The sequence below is a fragment of the Micromonospora sp. NPDC047762 genome, from assembly GCF_043204655.1.
Taxonomy (GTDB): Bacteria; Actinomycetota; Actinomycetes; order Mycobacteriales; family Micromonosporaceae; genus Micromonospora.
Genome location: NZ_JBIDCQ010000004.1, coordinates 542,763 through 559,242 on the forward strand (window position 1 = coordinate 542,763; position 16,480 = coordinate 559,242).

Annotated in this window: 19 protein-coding genes and 1 riboswitch; of the genes, 10 read left to right on the forward strand and 9 right to left on the reverse strand. The window is 71.0% G+C overall.

All coding sequences use genetic code 11. From position 1 onward, the window contains the following. Positions 1-832 precede the first annotated feature (832 nt). Positions 833-1,495 (forward strand): C39 family peptidase, encoded by a 663-nt coding sequence (locus tag ACGF3C_RS16505; RefSeq protein ID WP_393222673.1) that lies wholly within the window; start codon positions 833-835, stop codon positions 1,493-1,495. A gap of 700 nt (positions 1,496-2,195) precedes the next feature. On the opposite strand, the gene dusB is transcribed toward ACGF3C_RS16505, so the two are convergent. From dusB to ACGF3C_RS16525, 4 genes are all read right to left on the reverse strand, one after another. After that, positions 2,196-3,368, reverse strand: a complete 1,173-nt coding sequence (gene dusB, locus ACGF3C_RS16510) for a tRNA dihydrouridine synthase DusB (protein WP_393222676.1) — start codon at positions 3,366-3,368, stop codon at positions 2,196-2,198. A 64-nt stretch (positions 3,369-3,432) separates the two neighbouring features. Further along, positions 3,433-4,812 carry a glycine--tRNA ligase gene (locus ACGF3C_RS16515; protein WP_091409675.1) on the reverse strand — a complete coding sequence of 460 codons (1,380 nt, stop codon included), beginning with the start codon at positions 4,810-4,812 and terminating at the stop codon, positions 3,433-3,435. A gap of 114 nt (positions 4,813-4,926) precedes the next feature. Then, positions 4,927-5,406 carry a hypothetical protein gene (locus ACGF3C_RS16520; protein ID WP_112589144.1) on the reverse strand — a complete coding sequence of 160 codons (480 nt, stop codon included), beginning with the start codon at positions 5,404-5,406 and terminating at the stop codon, positions 4,927-4,929. 24 nt (positions 5,407-5,430) lie between these two features. Next, positions 5,431-5,772, reverse strand: coding sequence for an antibiotic biosynthesis monooxygenase (locus ACGF3C_RS16525; protein WP_357225814.1), 342 nt, complete (start codon positions 5,770-5,772; stop codon positions 5,431-5,433). 29 nt (positions 5,773-5,801) lie between these two features. Here ACGF3C_RS16525 and ACGF3C_RS16530 point away from each other — a divergent pair, with 29 nt between their 5' ends. The 8 genes from ACGF3C_RS16530 (at position 5,802) to ACGF3C_RS16565 (ending at position 10,287) form a co-directional block, all read left to right on the forward strand. Next, positions 5,802-6,059, forward strand: coding sequence for a hypothetical protein (locus ACGF3C_RS16530; RefSeq protein WP_030338196.1), 258 nt, complete (start codon positions 5,802-5,804; stop codon positions 6,057-6,059). Between the two features lie 54 nt (positions 6,060-6,113). Then, positions 6,114-7,058, forward strand: a complete 945-nt coding sequence (locus ACGF3C_RS16535; protein WP_357225810.1) for a metal ABC transporter substrate-binding protein — start codon at positions 6,114-6,116, stop codon at positions 7,056-7,058. Beyond that, positions 7,055-7,816, forward strand: coding sequence for a metal ABC transporter ATP-binding protein (locus ACGF3C_RS16540; protein WP_393222682.1), 762 nt, complete (start codon positions 7,055-7,057; stop codon positions 7,814-7,816). The genes ACGF3C_RS16535 and ACGF3C_RS16540 overlap by 4 nt, the downstream gene beginning before the upstream one ends. Before the next feature lie 3 nt (positions 7,817-7,819). Next, complete coding sequence (locus ACGF3C_RS16545; RefSeq protein WP_357206258.1) at positions 7,820-8,686, forward strand: metal ABC transporter permease; 867 nt, start codon at positions 7,820-7,822, stop codon at positions 8,684-8,686. A gap of 43 nt (positions 8,687-8,729) precedes the next feature. Next, a complete protein-coding gene (locus ACGF3C_RS16550) occupies positions 8,730-9,029 on the forward strand; it encodes a metalloregulator ArsR/SmtB family transcription factor (protein WP_088988100.1) in 300 nt (99 codons plus the stop codon). Then, positions 9,026-9,424 (forward strand): Fur family transcriptional regulator, encoded by a 399-nt coding sequence (locus tag ACGF3C_RS16555; RefSeq protein WP_091409697.1) that lies wholly within the window; start codon positions 9,026-9,028, stop codon positions 9,422-9,424. Before ACGF3C_RS16550 ends, ACGF3C_RS16555 begins: the two co-directional genes overlap by 4 nt. A 77-nt stretch (positions 9,425-9,501) precedes the next feature. After that, positions 9,502-10,110, forward strand: a complete 609-nt coding sequence (locus ACGF3C_RS16560) for a hypothetical protein (RefSeq protein WP_355009249.1) — start codon at positions 9,502-9,504, stop codon at positions 10,108-10,110. A gap of 9 nt (positions 10,111-10,119) precedes the next feature. Beyond that, a complete protein-coding gene (locus ACGF3C_RS16565; RefSeq protein WP_355009250.1) occupies positions 10,120-10,287 on the forward strand; it encodes a hypothetical protein in 168 nt (55 codons plus the stop codon). 86 nt (positions 10,288-10,373) lie between these two features. Here the strand turns inward: ACGF3C_RS16565 and ACGF3C_RS16570 are convergent, their stop codons facing one another. The 5 genes from ACGF3C_RS16570 to ACGF3C_RS16590 form a co-directional block, all read right to left on the reverse strand. Beyond that, a complete protein-coding gene (locus ACGF3C_RS16570; RefSeq protein WP_357225800.1) occupies positions 10,374-12,371 on the reverse strand; it encodes an acyl-CoA dehydrogenase family protein in 1,998 nt (665 codons plus the stop codon). A 104-nt stretch (positions 12,372-12,475) separates the two neighbouring features. Then, complete coding sequence (locus tag ACGF3C_RS16575; protein WP_357225796.1) at positions 12,476-12,979, reverse strand: DUF6328 family protein; 504 nt, start codon at positions 12,977-12,979, stop codon at positions 12,476-12,478. Positions 12,980-13,116: 137 nt separating this feature from the next. Next, on the reverse strand, positions 13,117-13,866 hold the full coding sequence (locus tag ACGF3C_RS16580) for a sugar isomerase domain-containing protein (RefSeq protein WP_393222688.1): 750 nt from the start codon (positions 13,864-13,866) through the stop codon (positions 13,117-13,119). Next, positions 13,863-14,669, reverse strand: coding sequence for an aminoglycoside N(3)-acetyltransferase (locus ACGF3C_RS16585; RefSeq protein WP_393222691.1), 807 nt, complete (start codon positions 14,667-14,669; stop codon positions 13,863-13,865). The genes ACGF3C_RS16580 and ACGF3C_RS16585 overlap by 4 nt, the downstream gene beginning before the upstream one ends. A gap of 29 nt (positions 14,670-14,698) precedes the next feature. Further along, the gene (locus ACGF3C_RS16590; RefSeq protein ID WP_357225792.1) at positions 14,699-15,529 is read right to left on the reverse strand and encodes an alpha/beta fold hydrolase; all 831 of its coding nucleotides are present in this window, start codon (positions 15,527-15,529) and stop codon (positions 14,699-14,701) included. 107 nt (positions 15,530-15,636) lie between these two features. Next, a riboswitch (TPP riboswitch) is annotated at positions 15,637-15,741 on the forward strand. Positions 15,742-15,815: 74 nt separating this feature from the next. On the opposite strand from ACGF3C_RS16590, the gene ACGF3C_RS16595 reads away from it, so the two are divergent. Beyond that, entirely contained in the window at positions 15,816-16,409 is a 594-nt protein-coding gene (locus ACGF3C_RS16595) for an ECF transporter S component (protein ID WP_210786970.1), read from the forward strand. Positions 16,410-16,480 lie beyond the last annotated feature (71 nt).

Genomic DNA, 16,480 nt, shown 5'->3' on the forward strand with positions numbered 1-16,480 from the left:
GGGCTTGGCCACTGGCGCTCGCGGCAAGCGACCGCAGTGCGACTCGCTCGAATTCGACCGTTTCCGACGGTGTGGCGCGGGACGCGGCGAAGCCCGTTCCGACAGCAGAGCATTGGTGCGTACGCGAATTGGTCGCCGCCGCACCTCGCGTGGCGCAATCCCGCCCTCGCCCGCACCAATGGGAGCAATTCACACATCAGAAAGGACCCGATCACGGCGCCCTGCCCGAGACCGGCCCAGCCCACACGGCACCCTGCCCCCCGCGCCGGCCCGACCCAGGCGGCCCGCCAAGGACGCAGGCGGGAAATGGCCGACCATTTTCACGATGGCTGCCCCGCTCGTCCCCTTGATGGGCGATGATGCCCCGCCATGGTCATGCCGTCGGGATGTCCGTGGCACGCGACTTGCAGGATTCCGTCGATCACCCCATCTCGCCCGGCGTGTCCGTATCGTCCAGCCAGCGCGGCGGGCGGTTCATCCGATTTGATGGTGCGTGTCGGGTGGCCGGGGCCACCCCGGCGGCGGAATCGTGGGCCGGGCCGGGTCGTTATACGTGGCAGACGACCGCAGCAGCCCGGGTCACCGCGGGCCGGCCGCCGGAACAGCCGCCGGGAACACCCGGCAGGCCGCCCCGGTTACACCCCCGAACGGCCGAGCACCACAACGGCCGGCCCCTAGCGGGTAGGCGGAATGATCCGCCACCGGCACCCGTTACACCCCGTCCCGACGCCGACCCCCGTTGCGGGTCGCCGGGCAGACGAACTTTCCCCACACCACCACTCACCCCCGGGTGTGGGTGTGGAAATCCCCCGAGGCAGAGGAGCACGCCATCATGCGTACCGATCTGATCCGTAAGACCGCCCTGACCGCCGCCGGCCTCGCGTTCACCGGAGGCGCCATCGCCGGCCCCGTGACCACCGCGTTCGCCGCACCCACCACCAGCAAGCCGGCTTCGCAGGCGCAGACCGACCGCAAGGGCCACGGTGAGCGTCAGCTGGGCGTGCGCTACGAGGCGCAGCCGAACTTCTACTACTGCGGCCCCGCCGCCACCCGCAACGCCCTGTCCGTACAGGGCAAGGACATCAGCGTGGACGCCATGGCCAAGGAGATGGGCACCACCGAGGCCGGCACCAACTCCATCAACGACATCACCCCCGTGCTGAACAAGGAGACCGGCAAGAAGGACGCCTACCACTCCGTCGAGATCAGCACCCCCAAGGCCGATGAGAAGCAGACCGACAAGCTTCGCGCCGACGTCGTCAAGACCGTCGACGACGGTCGGGCCGTGGTCGCCAACATCGCCGGCACCGCCACCGACACCGACGGTGGTATCCACTCCTTCGAGGGTGGGCACTACATCAGCGTCGTCGGCTACCGCGACAACGGCAACATCGTCAAGATCGCCGACTCCGCCGACCCGAACACCGCCTCGTACGAGGTCACCATCGAGCACCTCGCGGACTGGATCGCCACCCGCGGCTACGCCACCAGCTGAGCACCACCCAACTCGGAAGGGCCGGACCCCACCACGGGGTCCGGCCCTTCCGCATGTCCAGGTCCGCGCCCCGCGCCCCGCGCCCCGCGCCCCGCGCCCCGCGCCCCGCGCCCCGCGCCCCGCGCCCCGCGCCCAAGATCCGAACAAGATCTCCGATGTTGCTGCCTCCGACTCGCCGGAGACCGCAAGATCCCTGATATTGCGCGGATCTCGGCGACGAGTACCCGGCGCGGGGCCGTTGGTTGCGTCACGGGTCCTTTGGAGCTGATGTCGTAGACGAATCAGCGTCGCCAGGGCAGCCGCGAAGCAACGTCGCAACGGGACTTACAGGGCAACACGGTGACGGCACCGCAGGGCAACTCGCCACGGCAATCGCAGGGCAAACGGTGACGGCAACGGTGGTGGTAGCCGCAGAGCAACAAGCGGTCGCGGCAACCGCAGAACAACAAGCGGTCGCGGCAACCACAGAACAACAAGCGGTCGCGGCAACCACAGAACAACAAGCGGTCGCGGCAACCACAGGGCAGCGCGAGTCAGTGGCACCGCCGAACGGCGGACGGCCGAGCCCAGGTCATGACTCGTTTACGACATCAGCTCGATAGCGTGCCGCACCCCTACGTCCGCCCCCTGCTCCCGGCCGAACCGGGCCGGGAGCCTGCGAAGAAGATCCGACGGCGACGACCCCACGAGGATCGAGGACTCAGCCGCCGGAGTCGTCCATCTCGGCACCCTCGGGGACCGTGTCGTCGTCCCGGCTGGCCAGCCAACCCTCCGGCAGGAAGACCTTGCCGGGCGAGTTGGTACGCCCGCGCGGCTGCCCGAGGGCGGTCATCGGGAACGGCTCCGCCGGGTCGAGCTTGCCGAGCAGGTCGTCGAGCTGGGCCAGGCTTTCGATCATCGCCAGCGAGCGCCGCAGCTCACCGCCGACGGGGAAGCCCTTGAGGTACCAGGCGACGTGCTTGCGGAAGTCGGTGCAGCCGTCCCGTTCACCTCGGGCCGGGTTGCGGGCGCCGGCAGTGAACTGGTCGACCAGCAGCTCGGCGTGCCGGCGCATGGTCACGGCCACCTCACCGAGGGTGGGTAGCCGCCGCTCCGGCCGACCGTTGAAGGCGGCCTCCAGGTCGGCGAAGAGCCACGGCCGGCCCAGGCAGCCGCGCCCGATGACCACGCCGTCGACGCCGGTGTGGGCCACCATGCGCAGCGCGTCGTCGGCCTCCCAGATGTCGCCGTTGCCGAGCACCGGCACATCGAGGGCCTGCTTCAGGGTGGCGATCGCGTCCCAGTCGGCGGTGCCCGAGTAGCGCTGCGAGGCCGTGCGCCCGTGCAGGGCCACCGCTGCCACGCCGGCCTCCTGGGCGGCGAGCCCGGCTTCGACGTACGTCAGGTGGTCGTCGTCGATACCCTTGCGCATCTTGACAGTGACCGGCACGCCGGACGGTGACGCGGCGGCCACCGCGGCCCGCACGAGTCGCGCGAAGAGCCGGCGCCGCCACGGCAGCGCGGCGCCGCCGCCACGCCGGGTGACCTTGGGGACCGGGCAGCCGAAGTTGAGGTCGATGTGGTCGGCCAGGTTGCGCTCGACGACGATCCGCACGGCGGCGGCGGTGATCTCCGGATCGGTGCCGTAGAGCTGGAGACTGCGGGGCTTTTCGTCGTCGCCGAACGCGATCATGCGCAGCGTCTTCGGGTTGCGCTCGACAAGCGCCCGAGTGGTGATCATCTCGCAGACGTAGATGCCGCCGCCCTGCTCGCGACAGAGCCGACGGAACCCGATGTTGGTGATCCCAGCCATCGGTGCGAGCACGACCGGCGGCCACACCTGGTGCTGGCCGAGAATCAGCGGGCGCAGCGCGGGCACGGTCGAGGCAGTCACCGGACAAGTGTACGGGGCCCCGACCGGCGCTCATCGCGTCGGCCGAGGCCCCGTGCGCAGAGTCTCAGCAGCCCGGGAGACGCTCGATCAGGTAGCGCTCGACCTGGTCCAGGGAGACGCGCTCCTGGGCCATGGTGTCCCGGTTGCGCACCGTCACCGCGTTGTCGTCCAGGGTGTCGAAGTCGACGGTGACGCAGAACGGGGTGCCGATCTCGTCCTGCCGCCGGTAGCGACGCCCGATCGCCTGCGAGTCGTCGAACTCCACCACCCAGCGCTTGCGCAGCAGGGTCGCGAGATCCTTGGCCTTGGGCGACAGCGCCTCGTTGCGGGACAGCGGCAGCACCGCCACCTTGACCGGGGCGAGCCTCGGGTCGAACCGCATCACTGTGCGCTTGTCCACGCCGCCCTTGGTGTTCGGCGCCTCGTCCTCGTCGTACGCCTCCAGCAGGAAGGCGAGCACCGCGCGGGTCAGACCCGCGGCCGGCTCGATGACGTACGGCATCCAGCGCTCACTCTTGCTCTGGTCGAAGTACGACAGGTCGACGCCGGAGTGCTTGCTGTGCGTGGAGAGGTCGAAGTCGGTGCGGTTGGCGACACCCTCAAGCTCGGCGAACTCGGTGCCACCGAACTGGAAGCGGTACTCGATGTCCACGGTCCGCTTCGAGTAGTGCGACAGCTTCTCCTTGGGGTGCTCGAACAGCCGCAGATTGTCCGCCGAGAGGCCGAGGTCGAGGTACCAGTTCCAGCGCTCCTGGAGCCAGTACTCGTGCCACTGCTCGTCGGTGCCCGGCTCGACGAAGAACTCCATCTCCATCTGCTCGAACTCGCGGGTCCGGAAGATGAAGTTGCCCGGGGTGATCTCGTTGCGGAACGACTTGCCGGTCTGAGCGATGCCGAACGGGGGCTTCTTGCGGGCGACCGTCTCGACGTTCTTGTAGTTGACGAAGATGCCCTGCGCGGTTTCCGGGCGCAGGTAGTGCAGCCCCTCGTCGCTCTCCACCGGGCCCAGGTAGGTCTTCATCAGGCCGTTGAACATCTTCGGCTCGGTGAAGGTGCCCTTGTTGCCGCAGTTGGGGCAATTCAGCTCGGCCAGCGAGGTGAGCGGCTTGCCGTGCTTCTCGGCGTACGCCTCTTCGAGGTGGTCAGCCCGGAACCGCTTGTGACAGAACTGGCACTCGGTGAGCGGGTCGACGAACTCGGCGATGTGGCCGGACGCCTCCCACACCTTGCGGGACAGGATCACCGCGGAGTCCAGGCCGACGACGTCGTCGCGCTGCTGGACCATCGTCTTCCACCACTGCCGGCGGACGTTCTCCTTGAGCTCCACGCCGAGCGGACCGTAGTCCCACGCCGATCGGGTGCCTCCGTAGATCTCACTGGAGGGGAAGACGAAGCCTCGGCGCTTGGCGAGGCTGACGACGGCGTCGATACGGTCGGCTGGCATGTTTCCTCCTACGCCGGCTGGCGGTCGGCGGGGGCGAGATGTGGATGGAACGGTCGGTTCGGGACAACGGTACGACCACCGTCGCCCCGAGCCCAGCAGAATACCGGGGACGGGTCAGCTGACCTCGCAGACCTCCACGCCGCCGGTCTGCCCGTCCTGCCCGAGGCTGACCTGTTGCCGCTCCCGGTCGCCGCCGTCGAGGGTCACGTCGACCGGCACGGTCAGGTAGGTGGTGTCCACCTCGCCCACCCGGAACGCTGTCACCTGCGGTTCGGCGGCGGCACGCCGTTCGAACTCCGGCCGGGACTCACGCCGCTGCGCGTCGTCGCAGAGCTGGTCGTACGCCCGCCCGTAGTTCCGCTCGACCAGCGCCTGGTAGTAGTCGCCGGTCACGGTGCGGGCCTGTTCCCGAATGGCCTGGACTCCGCTGACGGCCAGGCCGACGACGGCGGTGCCACCGCCGCCGCAGCAGAGCACCACGGCGAGCGCGCCGACGCCGAGGCCGATCCAGAGCCGAGTCCGACGGCCCTCGGTGGGCGGCGCGGCGAACGGCGGAGCCACCCCGGGACCGGGTGGCGGGGCGGGTGCGGTCATAGGAGCAGCGTAGTGTCCGGCGGCTCAGCGGTAAGGACCCGCAGCCCGATCACTCTCGGCGACGACCACGGCCCCGCCGGGGGCGGCGGTGGCCAGCGCCTCGTACGCGGAGGGCTCGTCGACGGACTCGGCGAGCAGCGGCACGGCGCTGACCTTGACGTCGAAGGCGCCCAGCGCCCGCCGGTACGTTCCGACCGACTCCCATTCGGTGACCAGTGACCAGTGCCGGGGGTCGTCCAGCGCCCGGACCAGTTGGCCGCGCAGGTAGCCGGGCCGGGCGGCCAGCGCGGTGAGGGCGGCGTGCGCCCGTTCGGTGAAGCCGTCGGCGGCATCGACGTCGACCACGAACCGGTTGGTCACCAGCACCGGGGGTTCCTCCTCGTAGAGTCTGTGGGATGCAGCGTACGCAGCGCCCTCTGCTCGCCCGGTTGGCCGGGGCGAACCCGACGTCGGTGTTCCTGCTCACCCTGGTGGTGGTGCTGGTGGCGTTCTTCACGCCCGGGGTGATCGGCGGGCTGCTCACGCTCGCGCTCGCCGGGGTCCTGATCGCCTTGTTGGCGACGACCTGGGCGGTTCAGGCGCCGCAGACCCGGCTGATCCGGCTGGTGATGCTCACCCTGCTGGTGACTGTGGGTCTCGCGAAGCTCCTCTGACATGCAATCATGCGTTTTTGACAATCATTATCGTTGCCACGGACAGTTGACGACATGACCAACCGCGCCACGTACCGTGTCCTGGCCGCCACGACCGCCCTCCTCGCCCTGGGCGCCGGAGCCGGCTGCTCCACCGGCGGCGCCGCCGGCGCCGACCCCCAGCGAGTCGACGTGGTGGCCGCGTTCTACCCCCTCCAGTTCCTGGCCGAACGGATCGGCGGCGACGCGGTCCGGGTCACCAACCTGGCCAAGCCCGGCGCCGAGCCGCACGACCTGGAGCTCAACCCGAGCCAGGTCGGAGAGGTCAGCGACGCGGAGCTGATCGTCTACCTCAAGGGGTTCCAGCCGGCCGTGGACGACGCCGTGGCCCAGAACGGCGGCGACCGGGCGTTCGACGTGACGAGCGTGCAGCCGCTGTTGGACGCGTCCGCCGGCGGGCACGACCACGAGGGCGAAGAGGGGCACGCCGAGGAGAGCGGCGGCAAGGACCCGCACGTCTGGCTCGACCCGACCCGGCTGGCCGGCATCGGCGACCAGCTCGCCCAGCGGCTCGGCAAGGCCGACCCGGACCACGCCGCCGACTACACCGCTCGGGCGGCAGCCCTGCGCGCCGACCTGACGACCCTGGACGGTGAGTTCAAGCACGGCCTGGCGACCTGCCAGCGGCGGGAGATCGTGACCAGCCACGCCGCGTTCGGGTACCTCGCCGACCGCTACCAGCTCGACCAGGTCGGTATCACCGGGCTGAGCCCGGACGTCGAGCCCTCGCCGCAGCGCCTCGCGCACGTGATCGAGGAGGCCAAGGAGCACCAGGCCACCACGATCTTCTTCGAGACCCTGGTCAGCCCGAAGGTGGCCGAGACCATCGCCGGTCAGGTCGGCGCGAAGACCGCCGTGCTCGACCCGATCGAAGGGCTCGCCGCCGGCAGCAACGGGGACTACCTTTCGGTGATGCGCACCAACCTGCGGACCCTGCAGACGGCCTTGAGCTGCTCGTGACCTCACCTGTCATCACCGTCGAGCACGGGGTGGTCGGCTACGACGGCCGCCCCGTGCTCCGGGACATCTCGCTCACCGTGACCGCCGGCGAGGTGGTCGCCATCCTCGGCGCCAACGGCTCGGGCAAGTCCACCCTGATCCGCGCCGTGCTCGGGCTGGTGCCGATCAGCGCCGGCTCGGTCACCCTCTTCGACCGGCCGTTGCGCCGGTTCCGGCAGTGGGCACGCATCGGGTACGTCCCGCAACGCCTGGGCGCCGGCGGCGGCGTACCGGCGACCGTCCGGGAGGTGGTGGCCTCCGGCCGGCTGGCCCGTCGAGGGGTGCTTCGTCCGCCGGGTCGAGCCGACCGGGCCGCCGTCGACGCCGCGCTGCACGCGGTCGGGCTCGCCGACCGGGCCGGTGACCCGGTGTCCACGCTCTCCGGCGGCCAGCAGCAACGCACCCTGATCGCCCGCGCCCTGGCCGGCCAGCCGGAGCTGCTGGTGCTCGACGAGCCCACCGCCGGGGTGGACGCGGCCAGCCAGGAGGCCTTCGCCGGCGCGCTGCGCGACTTCGTCGCCGACGGCGGAACGGTGCTGCTCGTCGCCCACGAGCTGGGCCCGCTGCGACCGGTGATCAGCCGGGCCGTCGTCGTCCACGAGGGTCGCATCGCCCACGACGGCGCGGTGCCCGACCCGGCCGGCCATCACGCGGAGCCCGACCACGACCACGTGCACCCGCACTGCTACGACGAGCCCGCCGGGCTGTGGAGCAACTGACCCATGGAACTCTTCCAGTACCCCTACATGCAGCGCGCCCTGATCGGCGCGCTGGTGATCGGCCTGGCCGCGCCGGCGCTCGGCATCTACCTGGTGCAGCGCCGGCTGGCGTTGATCGGCGATGGGGTGGGGCACGTGGCGCTGACCGGCGTCGGCGCGGGGTTGCTGCTCAACCGCTCCCCGGTGCTGGTCGCGGTGATCGCCGCCACCATCGGCGCGATCGCCATCGAGATCGTCCGGGCCCGTGGGCGTACCTCCGGTGATCTGGCTCTGGCTCTGCTTTTCTACGGCGGCATCGCGGGCGGCGTACTCCTGGTCGGCCTCTCCGACGCGACCAGCGCGAACCTCAACGCCTACCTGTTCGGGTCGCTGACCACCATCTCGCCTGCCGACCTGACCACCATCGCGGTGCTCGGCGCGGCGATCCTGGTCACGATGATCGCGTTGCGGCCGGCGCTCTTCGCGGTCAGTCACGACGAGGAGTACGCCCGGGTCTCCGGCCTGCCGGTCCGCACGCTGAACCTGCTGATCGCGGTCGCCACAGCGGTCACCGTGACCATCGCCATGCGGGCCGTCGGCGTGCTGCTGATCAGCGCGTTGATGGTGGTGCCGGTTGCCACCGCCCAGCAGGTCACTCGGGGTTTCCGCAGCACGATGGCCGCCGCGATGGCGCTCGGGCTCTTCGCCGCCGGCTCGGGTGTCTGGGTGGCGGCCACGGCGGACACCGCGCCGGGCGCCTCGGTGGTGCTGGTGGCGATCGCCTCGTTCCTGGTGGTGGCCGTGGCCGGCGCTGTCTGGCGGGTCGTGCGCCGCCGGACGACGCCGACCGCCGTACCGACACCGGAACCTCACGAGGTCGTGCTGAGCTGAGCCTGGTCAGCGCGACGTCGGTGGTATTGGTTACCGTTGCAGGATGACCAGCGCGACGGGCTACGACGGGTTCGACGGGGCCAGCGAACTGCTCCGCGCCCTGTCCGCTCCCATTCGGCTGGCCATCGTCAGCGAGCTGGCCGACGGCGAGCGGTGCGTGCACGAGTTGGTGGAGAAGCTCGGCGCGGCGCAACCACTGGTCTCCCAGCACCTGCGGGTGTTGCGCGGAGCGGGCGTGGTGCGCGGCTCCCGCCGAGGCCGGGAGATCGCCTACAGCCTGGTCGACGAGCACGTCGCGCACATCGTGGCGGACGCGGTCAGCCACGCCGGGGAGGGATCATGAGCGAGAGCAGCGCCGCGGTGCGCAACACCCGGCAGCGTTCGGCGGTGAGCGCGCTGCTGGGCGAAATGGAGGGCTTCCACAGCGCCCAGGACCTGCACGCGATGCTGCGGCAGCGCGGCGAGCGGGTCGGCCTGACCACCGTCTACCGCACCCTCCAGGGGCTCGCCGACGCCGGTGAGATCGACGTGATGCGTCCGCCGGGCGGCGAGCACCTGTACCGCCGGTGCAGCGAGGGGCACCACCACCACCTGGTCTGCCGGGTGTGCGGGCGTACGGTCGAGGTGGCCGGGCCGGCCGTGGAGAGCTGGGCCGACCGGGTCGCCGCGCAGCACGGCTACGCCGACGTCAGCCACACCCTGGAGATCTTCGGCACCTGCCCGACCTGCCCGCGCTGACCACCGGCCCGGTCGATCGCGATCCGGGCTCACTTCACGGGTGCCCCGCCAAGGCCGTTCGTGACACGCTGTCCGGCGTGAAGATCTATGCCGATCGGTTTCCGACAGCCGCCCGTCAGTTGCTCACCGACCTGCTCGTCGTCGCCTGGGTGTACGTGGCGATCCGCGGCGCGCTGTGGCTGCACGACCTGGTGCAGAAGCTCGCCGTACCCGGACAGAAGCTGGAGGGCGCGGGCAGCGGCCTCGCCGACAACCTCGCCGAAGCCGGCGGGAAGGTCGGCCGGGTGCCACTGGTCGGCGACGAGCTGACCGCTCCGTTCCGGCAGGCCGCCGACGCGGCCCGTGGGCTGGCCGACGCCGGCCGCGACCAGCAGCACCTGGTAGATCAGCTCGCCCTCGCCCTCGCCGTCGCGGTGCTGATCTTCCCGCTCGGCATCGTGCTCTTCGGTTGGTTGCCGCTGCGGCTGCGCTGGATGCGCCGAGCCGGGTCGGCCGCGAAGCTGGCCGTCGGGCCGGCCGGCCGGGACCTGCTCGCCCTGCGCGCCCTGGCCACCCAGCCGCTGGGCCAACTGACCCGGATCGGCCCAGACGTCGCTGAGGCGTGGCGTCGCGGCGACGACGCGACAGTCGACGCTCTGGCCGCTCTGGAGCTGCGCCAACTCGGTCTACGCAGCCGGGGCCGCTAAAGTCGTCGGGTGTTCTACTTCCTCGTCGTCATCGCCGTCCTGCTGCTCGGCTACGCCGCTGTCCTGGTCTCCTTCCTGCGCCGGGGCAAGAAGATTCCACCTGCGGCGTACCTGGCCCTGGCCGGGCTCAACGGTCTGATCCTGGCGGGGGTGCTGGCCTGGGCGGTCGCCCGCTGACCGGAGCCGCCGACCCGCACGGCGGCCAACCCCGGCCAACCCGCACCCCGGCCAACCCAAGCGGCGGCGAGGCCGCGCGACAAGGCTCAGGGCTTTGGCGGGATGCGGCGGCGGACATCCTCGGAGGTGGACGGACCGGGCGACCAGCCGGCCACCCAGGGCAGCTCCTCGGACGGGGTGAGCACGCCCTCCTCCAGGCTCGCGTAGCGGCCGGCGAGGATGCGCTTCGCGGCAGCGGTGTCGACCGAGTCGGTGTTGTCCCAGAGGCCGGCGAACAGGGCGTCCACCCGCACCCGCGCCTGCCGGCAGAACAGGTCGGCCAGCTCGACGTTCTCCGGGCGGCTGTCCCGTTCGGCGGAGGCCCGGACGCAGACCGCGGACATCGCGAACAACTCGGCGCCGATGTCCACCACCCGGCCGAGGAACGCCTGCTTACGCTCCATCTTTCCCTGCCAGCGCGACATCGCGTAGAACGTCGACCGGGCCAGCTTGCGCGACGAACGCTCCACCTGGCGCAGGTGCGCGGCGAGCGGGCCGAACTCGGCGTACGCCGAAGGGCTCTGCCCTCGACCGACGGCGAGCGTGGGCAGCCACTTCGCGTAGAAGGCGCCCGCTCGCGCGCCGGCTCGGGCCTTGCGACCCAGCCCCGCGTCCGGGTCGATGATGTCGCCGGCCACCGACAGGTGGGCGTCGACCGCCTCCCGCGCGATCAGCAGGTGCATGATCTCGGTGGAACCCTCGAAGATCCGGTTGATTCGCAGGTCGCGCAGCATCTGCTCGACGGCGGCCGGGCGTTCGCCACGGGCGGCCAGTGAGTCGGCCGTCTCGTAGCCGCGCCCACCTCGGATCTGGATCAGCTCGTCGGCGATCTTCCAGGCCATCTCGCTGGCGTACAGCTTGACCAGTGCCGCCTCGATCCGAATGTCGTTGCGGTCGTCGTCGGCGAGGAGGCAGCAGAGGTCGAGCATCGTCTCCATGCCGTACGTGGTGGCGGCGATGAAGGAGAGTTTCTGCGCGACCGCCTCGTGCTCGCCCACCGGCCGTCCCCACTGGACCCGGTCGGCGGCCCACCCTCGGGCCACGTTCAACGCCCACTTGCCGGCGCCCACGCACATGGCCGGCAGTGAGAGCCGGCCGGTGTTCAGAGTGGTCAGGGCGATCTTCAGCCCCTTGCCCTCTCCGCCGATGACGTTCTCGGCGGGGACGATCACGTCGTGGAACCGGGTCAGGCTGTTCTCCAGGCCGCGCAGGCCGATGAACTCGTTGCGCCGCTCGACGGTGATGCCGGGGCTGTCGCCGTCCACCACGAACGCGGTGATGCCGCCCCGACGTCCCTGCGTGGCCGGCACCCGGGCCATCACCACCAGCAGGGTGGCCACGATGCCGTTGGTGGCCCAGAGCTTCACCCCGTTGAGCCGGTAACCGGTGCCGTCCTCGGTCGGCTCCGCGATGGTGGCCAGCCGGGCCGGGTCGGAGCCGACGTCCGGCTCGGTGAGCAGGAACGCGGACACCTCACCGGCGGCGAGCCGGGGCAGGAAGCGTTGCTTCTGCTCGGGGGTGCCGAACATCTTCAGCGGCTGCGGCACCCCGATCGACTGGTGCGCCGAGAGCAGCGCGCCGATGGCCGGGCTGACCGAGCCGGCCAGCATGAGCGCTCGGCAGTAGTGCAGGTTGCTCAGCCCGAGCCCGCCGTACTTCCGGTCGATCTTCATGCCGAACGCGCCGAGGTCGGCCAGGCCGTGGAACACCGAGTCGGGTATGGACGCGTCCCGCTCGATGGCCTCACCATCCACCTCGGAGGTCAGGAAGGCGCGGAACCGACCAAGGAACTCCTCCGCGCGAGCCACGTCGTCCGGGTCGGATCGGGGCCACGGATCGATCAGGTCGAGCCGGAACCGGCCGAGGAACAGCTCCTTGCCGAAGCTGGGCCGGTCCCAGGTGGATTCGCGGGCGGCCTCGGCGACCTGCCGGGCTTCCTTCTCGGTGACCTGCCCGGCTTCGGCGGGCAGCGGCGCGGCGGCACCGGCCGTGGTTTCGGAGTCGGGGCCGTCCGGTGCCGGTCGGCCGTTCTGCGTCGTGGTCACGGCTGCCCCCTTGAAGCTCGGTGCGGCTGCGTCGACGTGCGCGACTACCACCACGCTACCCCCGGTTGTTACCCAGGGGTAGCGCTGCGTGTAGTTCGACGCGGTCAGTCGCCGACAGTCGCGTTCGGGTCATCGTCGTCGTCGTCGATGTCGTCCTCACCCCAGCTGCGCCGGGCGAACGGCAGCAGCATCCAGAAGGTGAGGAACCAGAGCCCGGTCAGGGCGCTGAGCAGGAAGGCGATCGGCCGGTCCAGCACGAAGTCGGTGATCAGCAGCACCGCGCTGACCATCGCGATCAGCATGAAGGCGAGGCCACCGGTCGCCATCCGGTGCGCGAAACGGACCAGTTCCGGTTTACGCCCCTGCCGGAACAGCGCCCGGTGGAACGCCACCGGCGAGATGATCATCGCGGTGGCGGCGGCCGCCGCGAGCAACGCCACGATGTAGACGTCGCGCTGGAACTCAGTGGTCTCGGTGAACCCGTTACTGAACGGCAGGGTGAGCAGGAAGGCGAAGAGGATCTGCACGCCGGTCTGGGCGACCCGCAACTCCTGCAGCAGGTCGGCGAAGTTGCGCTGCCAGCGCTGCTTCTCGGTCTCCTTGGACACGCGCTACCTCCGGTGAGACGCTACTGCCGGCGGTCCCGCCCGCCGGCAGCAACGCCAATGCCCCACCCGGCCGAGCGCGAAACAAGTTCACGACACCTGCCGTTCATCTCGGCGACGCACGTCGGCCTCCGTCGGCGTCAGGACCCGCGTCGGATCCGGCCCGCGTAGCGCGCTTCCAGCTCGTTGTTGTGCGCGTCACCGTCCGGGATGTTCGCCGACAGGTAGACCGGGGGCCGCTCCCCCGCCGCCAGCAAACGCGCCACCACCTCCACTGTCACCTGCTGCGCCAGCAGCGCCGCGGTGATCGAGGAGACCGCGCCGACCGCGCCACCGCCCGGCAGGGGCAGCGTCGCGTCGCCGTACGGCGCGCCGTTGTCGAGCACCACGTCGGCGAGGTCGCTCAGCTTGCGACCGGACGGGTGCCGGGAGGCCATCTGGCCGGAGTGCCGCGCCGAGGTGATCGCCACCAGCCCGTGGCCGTGCTCCTTCACCAGCGTGGCGAACTCCACCATCGCGCCGTTGACGCCGGAGTTCGAGGCGAGCACGAAGACATCGGTGGGGCGCACCGGGGCCAGCTCGTAGAGGCGGTGCGCGACGGCCGGGTCCCGTTCCAGCAGCGGACCCAGCCGGTCGGCCGGTTCGCCGCCGAGCAGCACCAGGTCGCGTAGCGCGATCCGGTTGGTCGGCACCAGACCACCCGCCCGTCCGGCGATCTCCATGGCGAGGGCCTCCGAGTGCCCGGTGCCGAACGCGTGCACCACGCCGTCGGCTTGGACGGCCTCGGCGATCAGGTCGGCGGCCCGCCCCACCGCCTCCCGCTGACTGGCGGCCACCTGGCCGATCGTCTCGGTCACCACGGCCAGGTAGTCCTCGGCACTCACCGTCATACGTCCTCCGTCGTTCGATTGCGGGCCAGCCAGCGAACCGCGAAGTCGACCGCCGCCCGCTGGCGCATCAACCTGCCGGTCCCGGTGCCGACCGGTGCGGTGCGTACCGCTCCAGTGGCCTCCAGGTCCCCGCCCAACGCGGCGAAGTCGGCCGCGTCGAGTCGTACGTCCTGCCACCACACCCACTCCCGACCACCGTCGACGGTACGCACGGCGGCACCGATCCGCTCCCGGGGCGAGCCGGGGCGGCGGTACTCAGCCAGGTGCAGCGAGGTGCTCACCGAGTGGTCCACGCCGAGCAGCAACACGTCGGCATCCAGGTCGTAGAGCCGGGCCAGCGGGGAGCCCTCACCGAGCATGTCGGCCAGGGCGTGCCCGGCGACCACCTGCTCGGCGGTCGGCCCGAGGGCGGCGAACGACACCTGGGGATGCGAGCTGCGCAGTGCACCGGGCCAGCCGCGGACCGTCTCGGCGAGCGCCCCCATGAACCGGCTCGGCGTGATCGCCGGGTCGAACCCGGGCGTCTCCGAGCGGATCAGCGGCCACCAGCCCGCCGGCACCGGCGGGTTGCGCCACTGGGCGGGATCGCTGTTCTCCGGTGTGTGGGTGGGCACGACGATCGTGCCGTCCGGGCCGAGCGCGTCGCGCAGGGCGAGCACCACCGCGTGCGGGCCGCCGCTGACGAAGCCCAGCGGACGCAGTGAGGCGTGCACCAGCATCGTCGCGCCGGGGCGTACGCCCAGCACGCGCAGCTGCGCGGCGATCGAGCGACGGCTGCCAGGCCCGCTCGCGTCCGTCGTCACGATGGCCCTCCCCCGATGACCCGCACGACTCAGGCCGTCCCGCCGGCTCGGGCCAGGATCGCCTCGGCGAGCGGGGCCGGCGCCGCGTCCGGGATCCAGTGACTCACCCCGGGCAGCTGCACGAAGCGGTAGTCGCCGGTGACGTTCTCCGCGCACGCCTCGGCGGCGGTCCGGCCGATGGCGACGTCCCGGTCACTCCAGACGTACGTGGTGGGCACCGCGACCGGGCCGACGCCGGCCAGGTCGGCGCGGGACATCGCCCGGTACCAGTTCAACGCGGCCGTCAGCGCACCCGGCTCACGCATCGGGTCGGCGTACCGGTTCACCCGGGACGTGTCGCCCACCCCGCCGAGCATCTTGCGCAGCGCGGTGGCGTGCCACGCCAGCAGGACCTTCTCCGCCTTGTCCGGCTTACGGAACAGGGCGATGTACGACGAGCGGGCCTTCTGTTGGGCGTCGGTGCTCAGGGCGTGCGCCATGGCCGCCGGATGCGGTACGGACACGGCGGTCAGCGTGTGGACCCGCTCGGGATGCCGGGCGGCAACCGCCCAGGCCACGATCGCACCCCAGTCGTGGCCGACCAGGTGCACGGCGTCCAGCCCGAGCGCGTCGAGCACCGCCACCACGTCGGTGACGAGTTCCGGAATCCGGTAGTCGGCCACCACCGTGGGCCGGGCGCCGGGTGAGTAACCGCGCTGGTCCAGCGCGTACGTGCGCAGCCCGCCCGCGTGCAGCGCCGGCACCACGTCGTCCCACTCGCCGCTGTGCTGGGGGAAACCGTGCAGCAGCAGGACGGGTACGCCGTCCGTCGGACCGCCGACGGTCACCTCGAACGTGAAGCCTCGCGCGTCAACCCGCATGATCGGAAGCGTACCCAGACGACGGTCGGCCGCTCGCTCCCGCAGGTCAGGCGGATGCCCTGCTGGGCCCGCGCCCCTGGTCGGTGTTAGCGTCAGCGAGACAACTTCATATCCGACAGGGGAGCGCACAGCGCTGAGAGTGCGGGCACGCCCGCAGACCCTCGAACCTGATCTGGGTAATGCCAGCGCAGGGAGTTCGGTCGACCTCCAGCCGCGCCGCAGTCCGGTGCCACCGGACGCGGCGTGCGTCTTCTCCTGGTTCGCACTCACGAACTGGGAGCAACACATGACATCCACCACTGACACACACCGTTGGCGCACCATCGACATCGTGGTCGCCTCGGTGATCGCGGTCGCCTTCGGCGTCATCTTCTGGGCCTGGGGCCTGGTCTGGAGCGCCACCGAGGGCGCGTTCGCCTTCTTCCCGCCGGCGCAGACGCTGCTCTACGGCGTCTGGCTGATGCCGGCGGTGATCGGTGGGCTGGTCATCCGCAAGCCCGGCGCCGCGCTCTACTGCGAGACCGTGGCCGCGGTCCTGTCCGCGCTGCTGGGCAGCCAGTGGGCCGGCACTGTCATTCCGCAGGGCATCGTGCAGGGCATCGGCGCCGAGCTGGCCTTCGCCGCCTTCCGGTACCGGTCGTTCCGCCTGCCGACCGCGGTGTTCGCGGGCGCGCTGACCGGCCTCAGCGCCGCGCTGTTCGACTTCTTCGTCTGGAACGTCGACTACGCGCTGACTGACTACCGCATCCCGTACGCGCTGCTCACCATCGTCAGCGCCACAGTGATCGCCGGCCTGGGCGGTTGGCTGCTGACGAACGCCCTGGCCAACACCGGCGTCCTGGACCGCTTCCCGGCAGGCCGAAACCGAGCCCTGATCTAACCCCCACCAACTCGCGTCGATCATGAGGTTGACGGGCGGATGGATCTCCACAACCACCGTCAACCTCATGA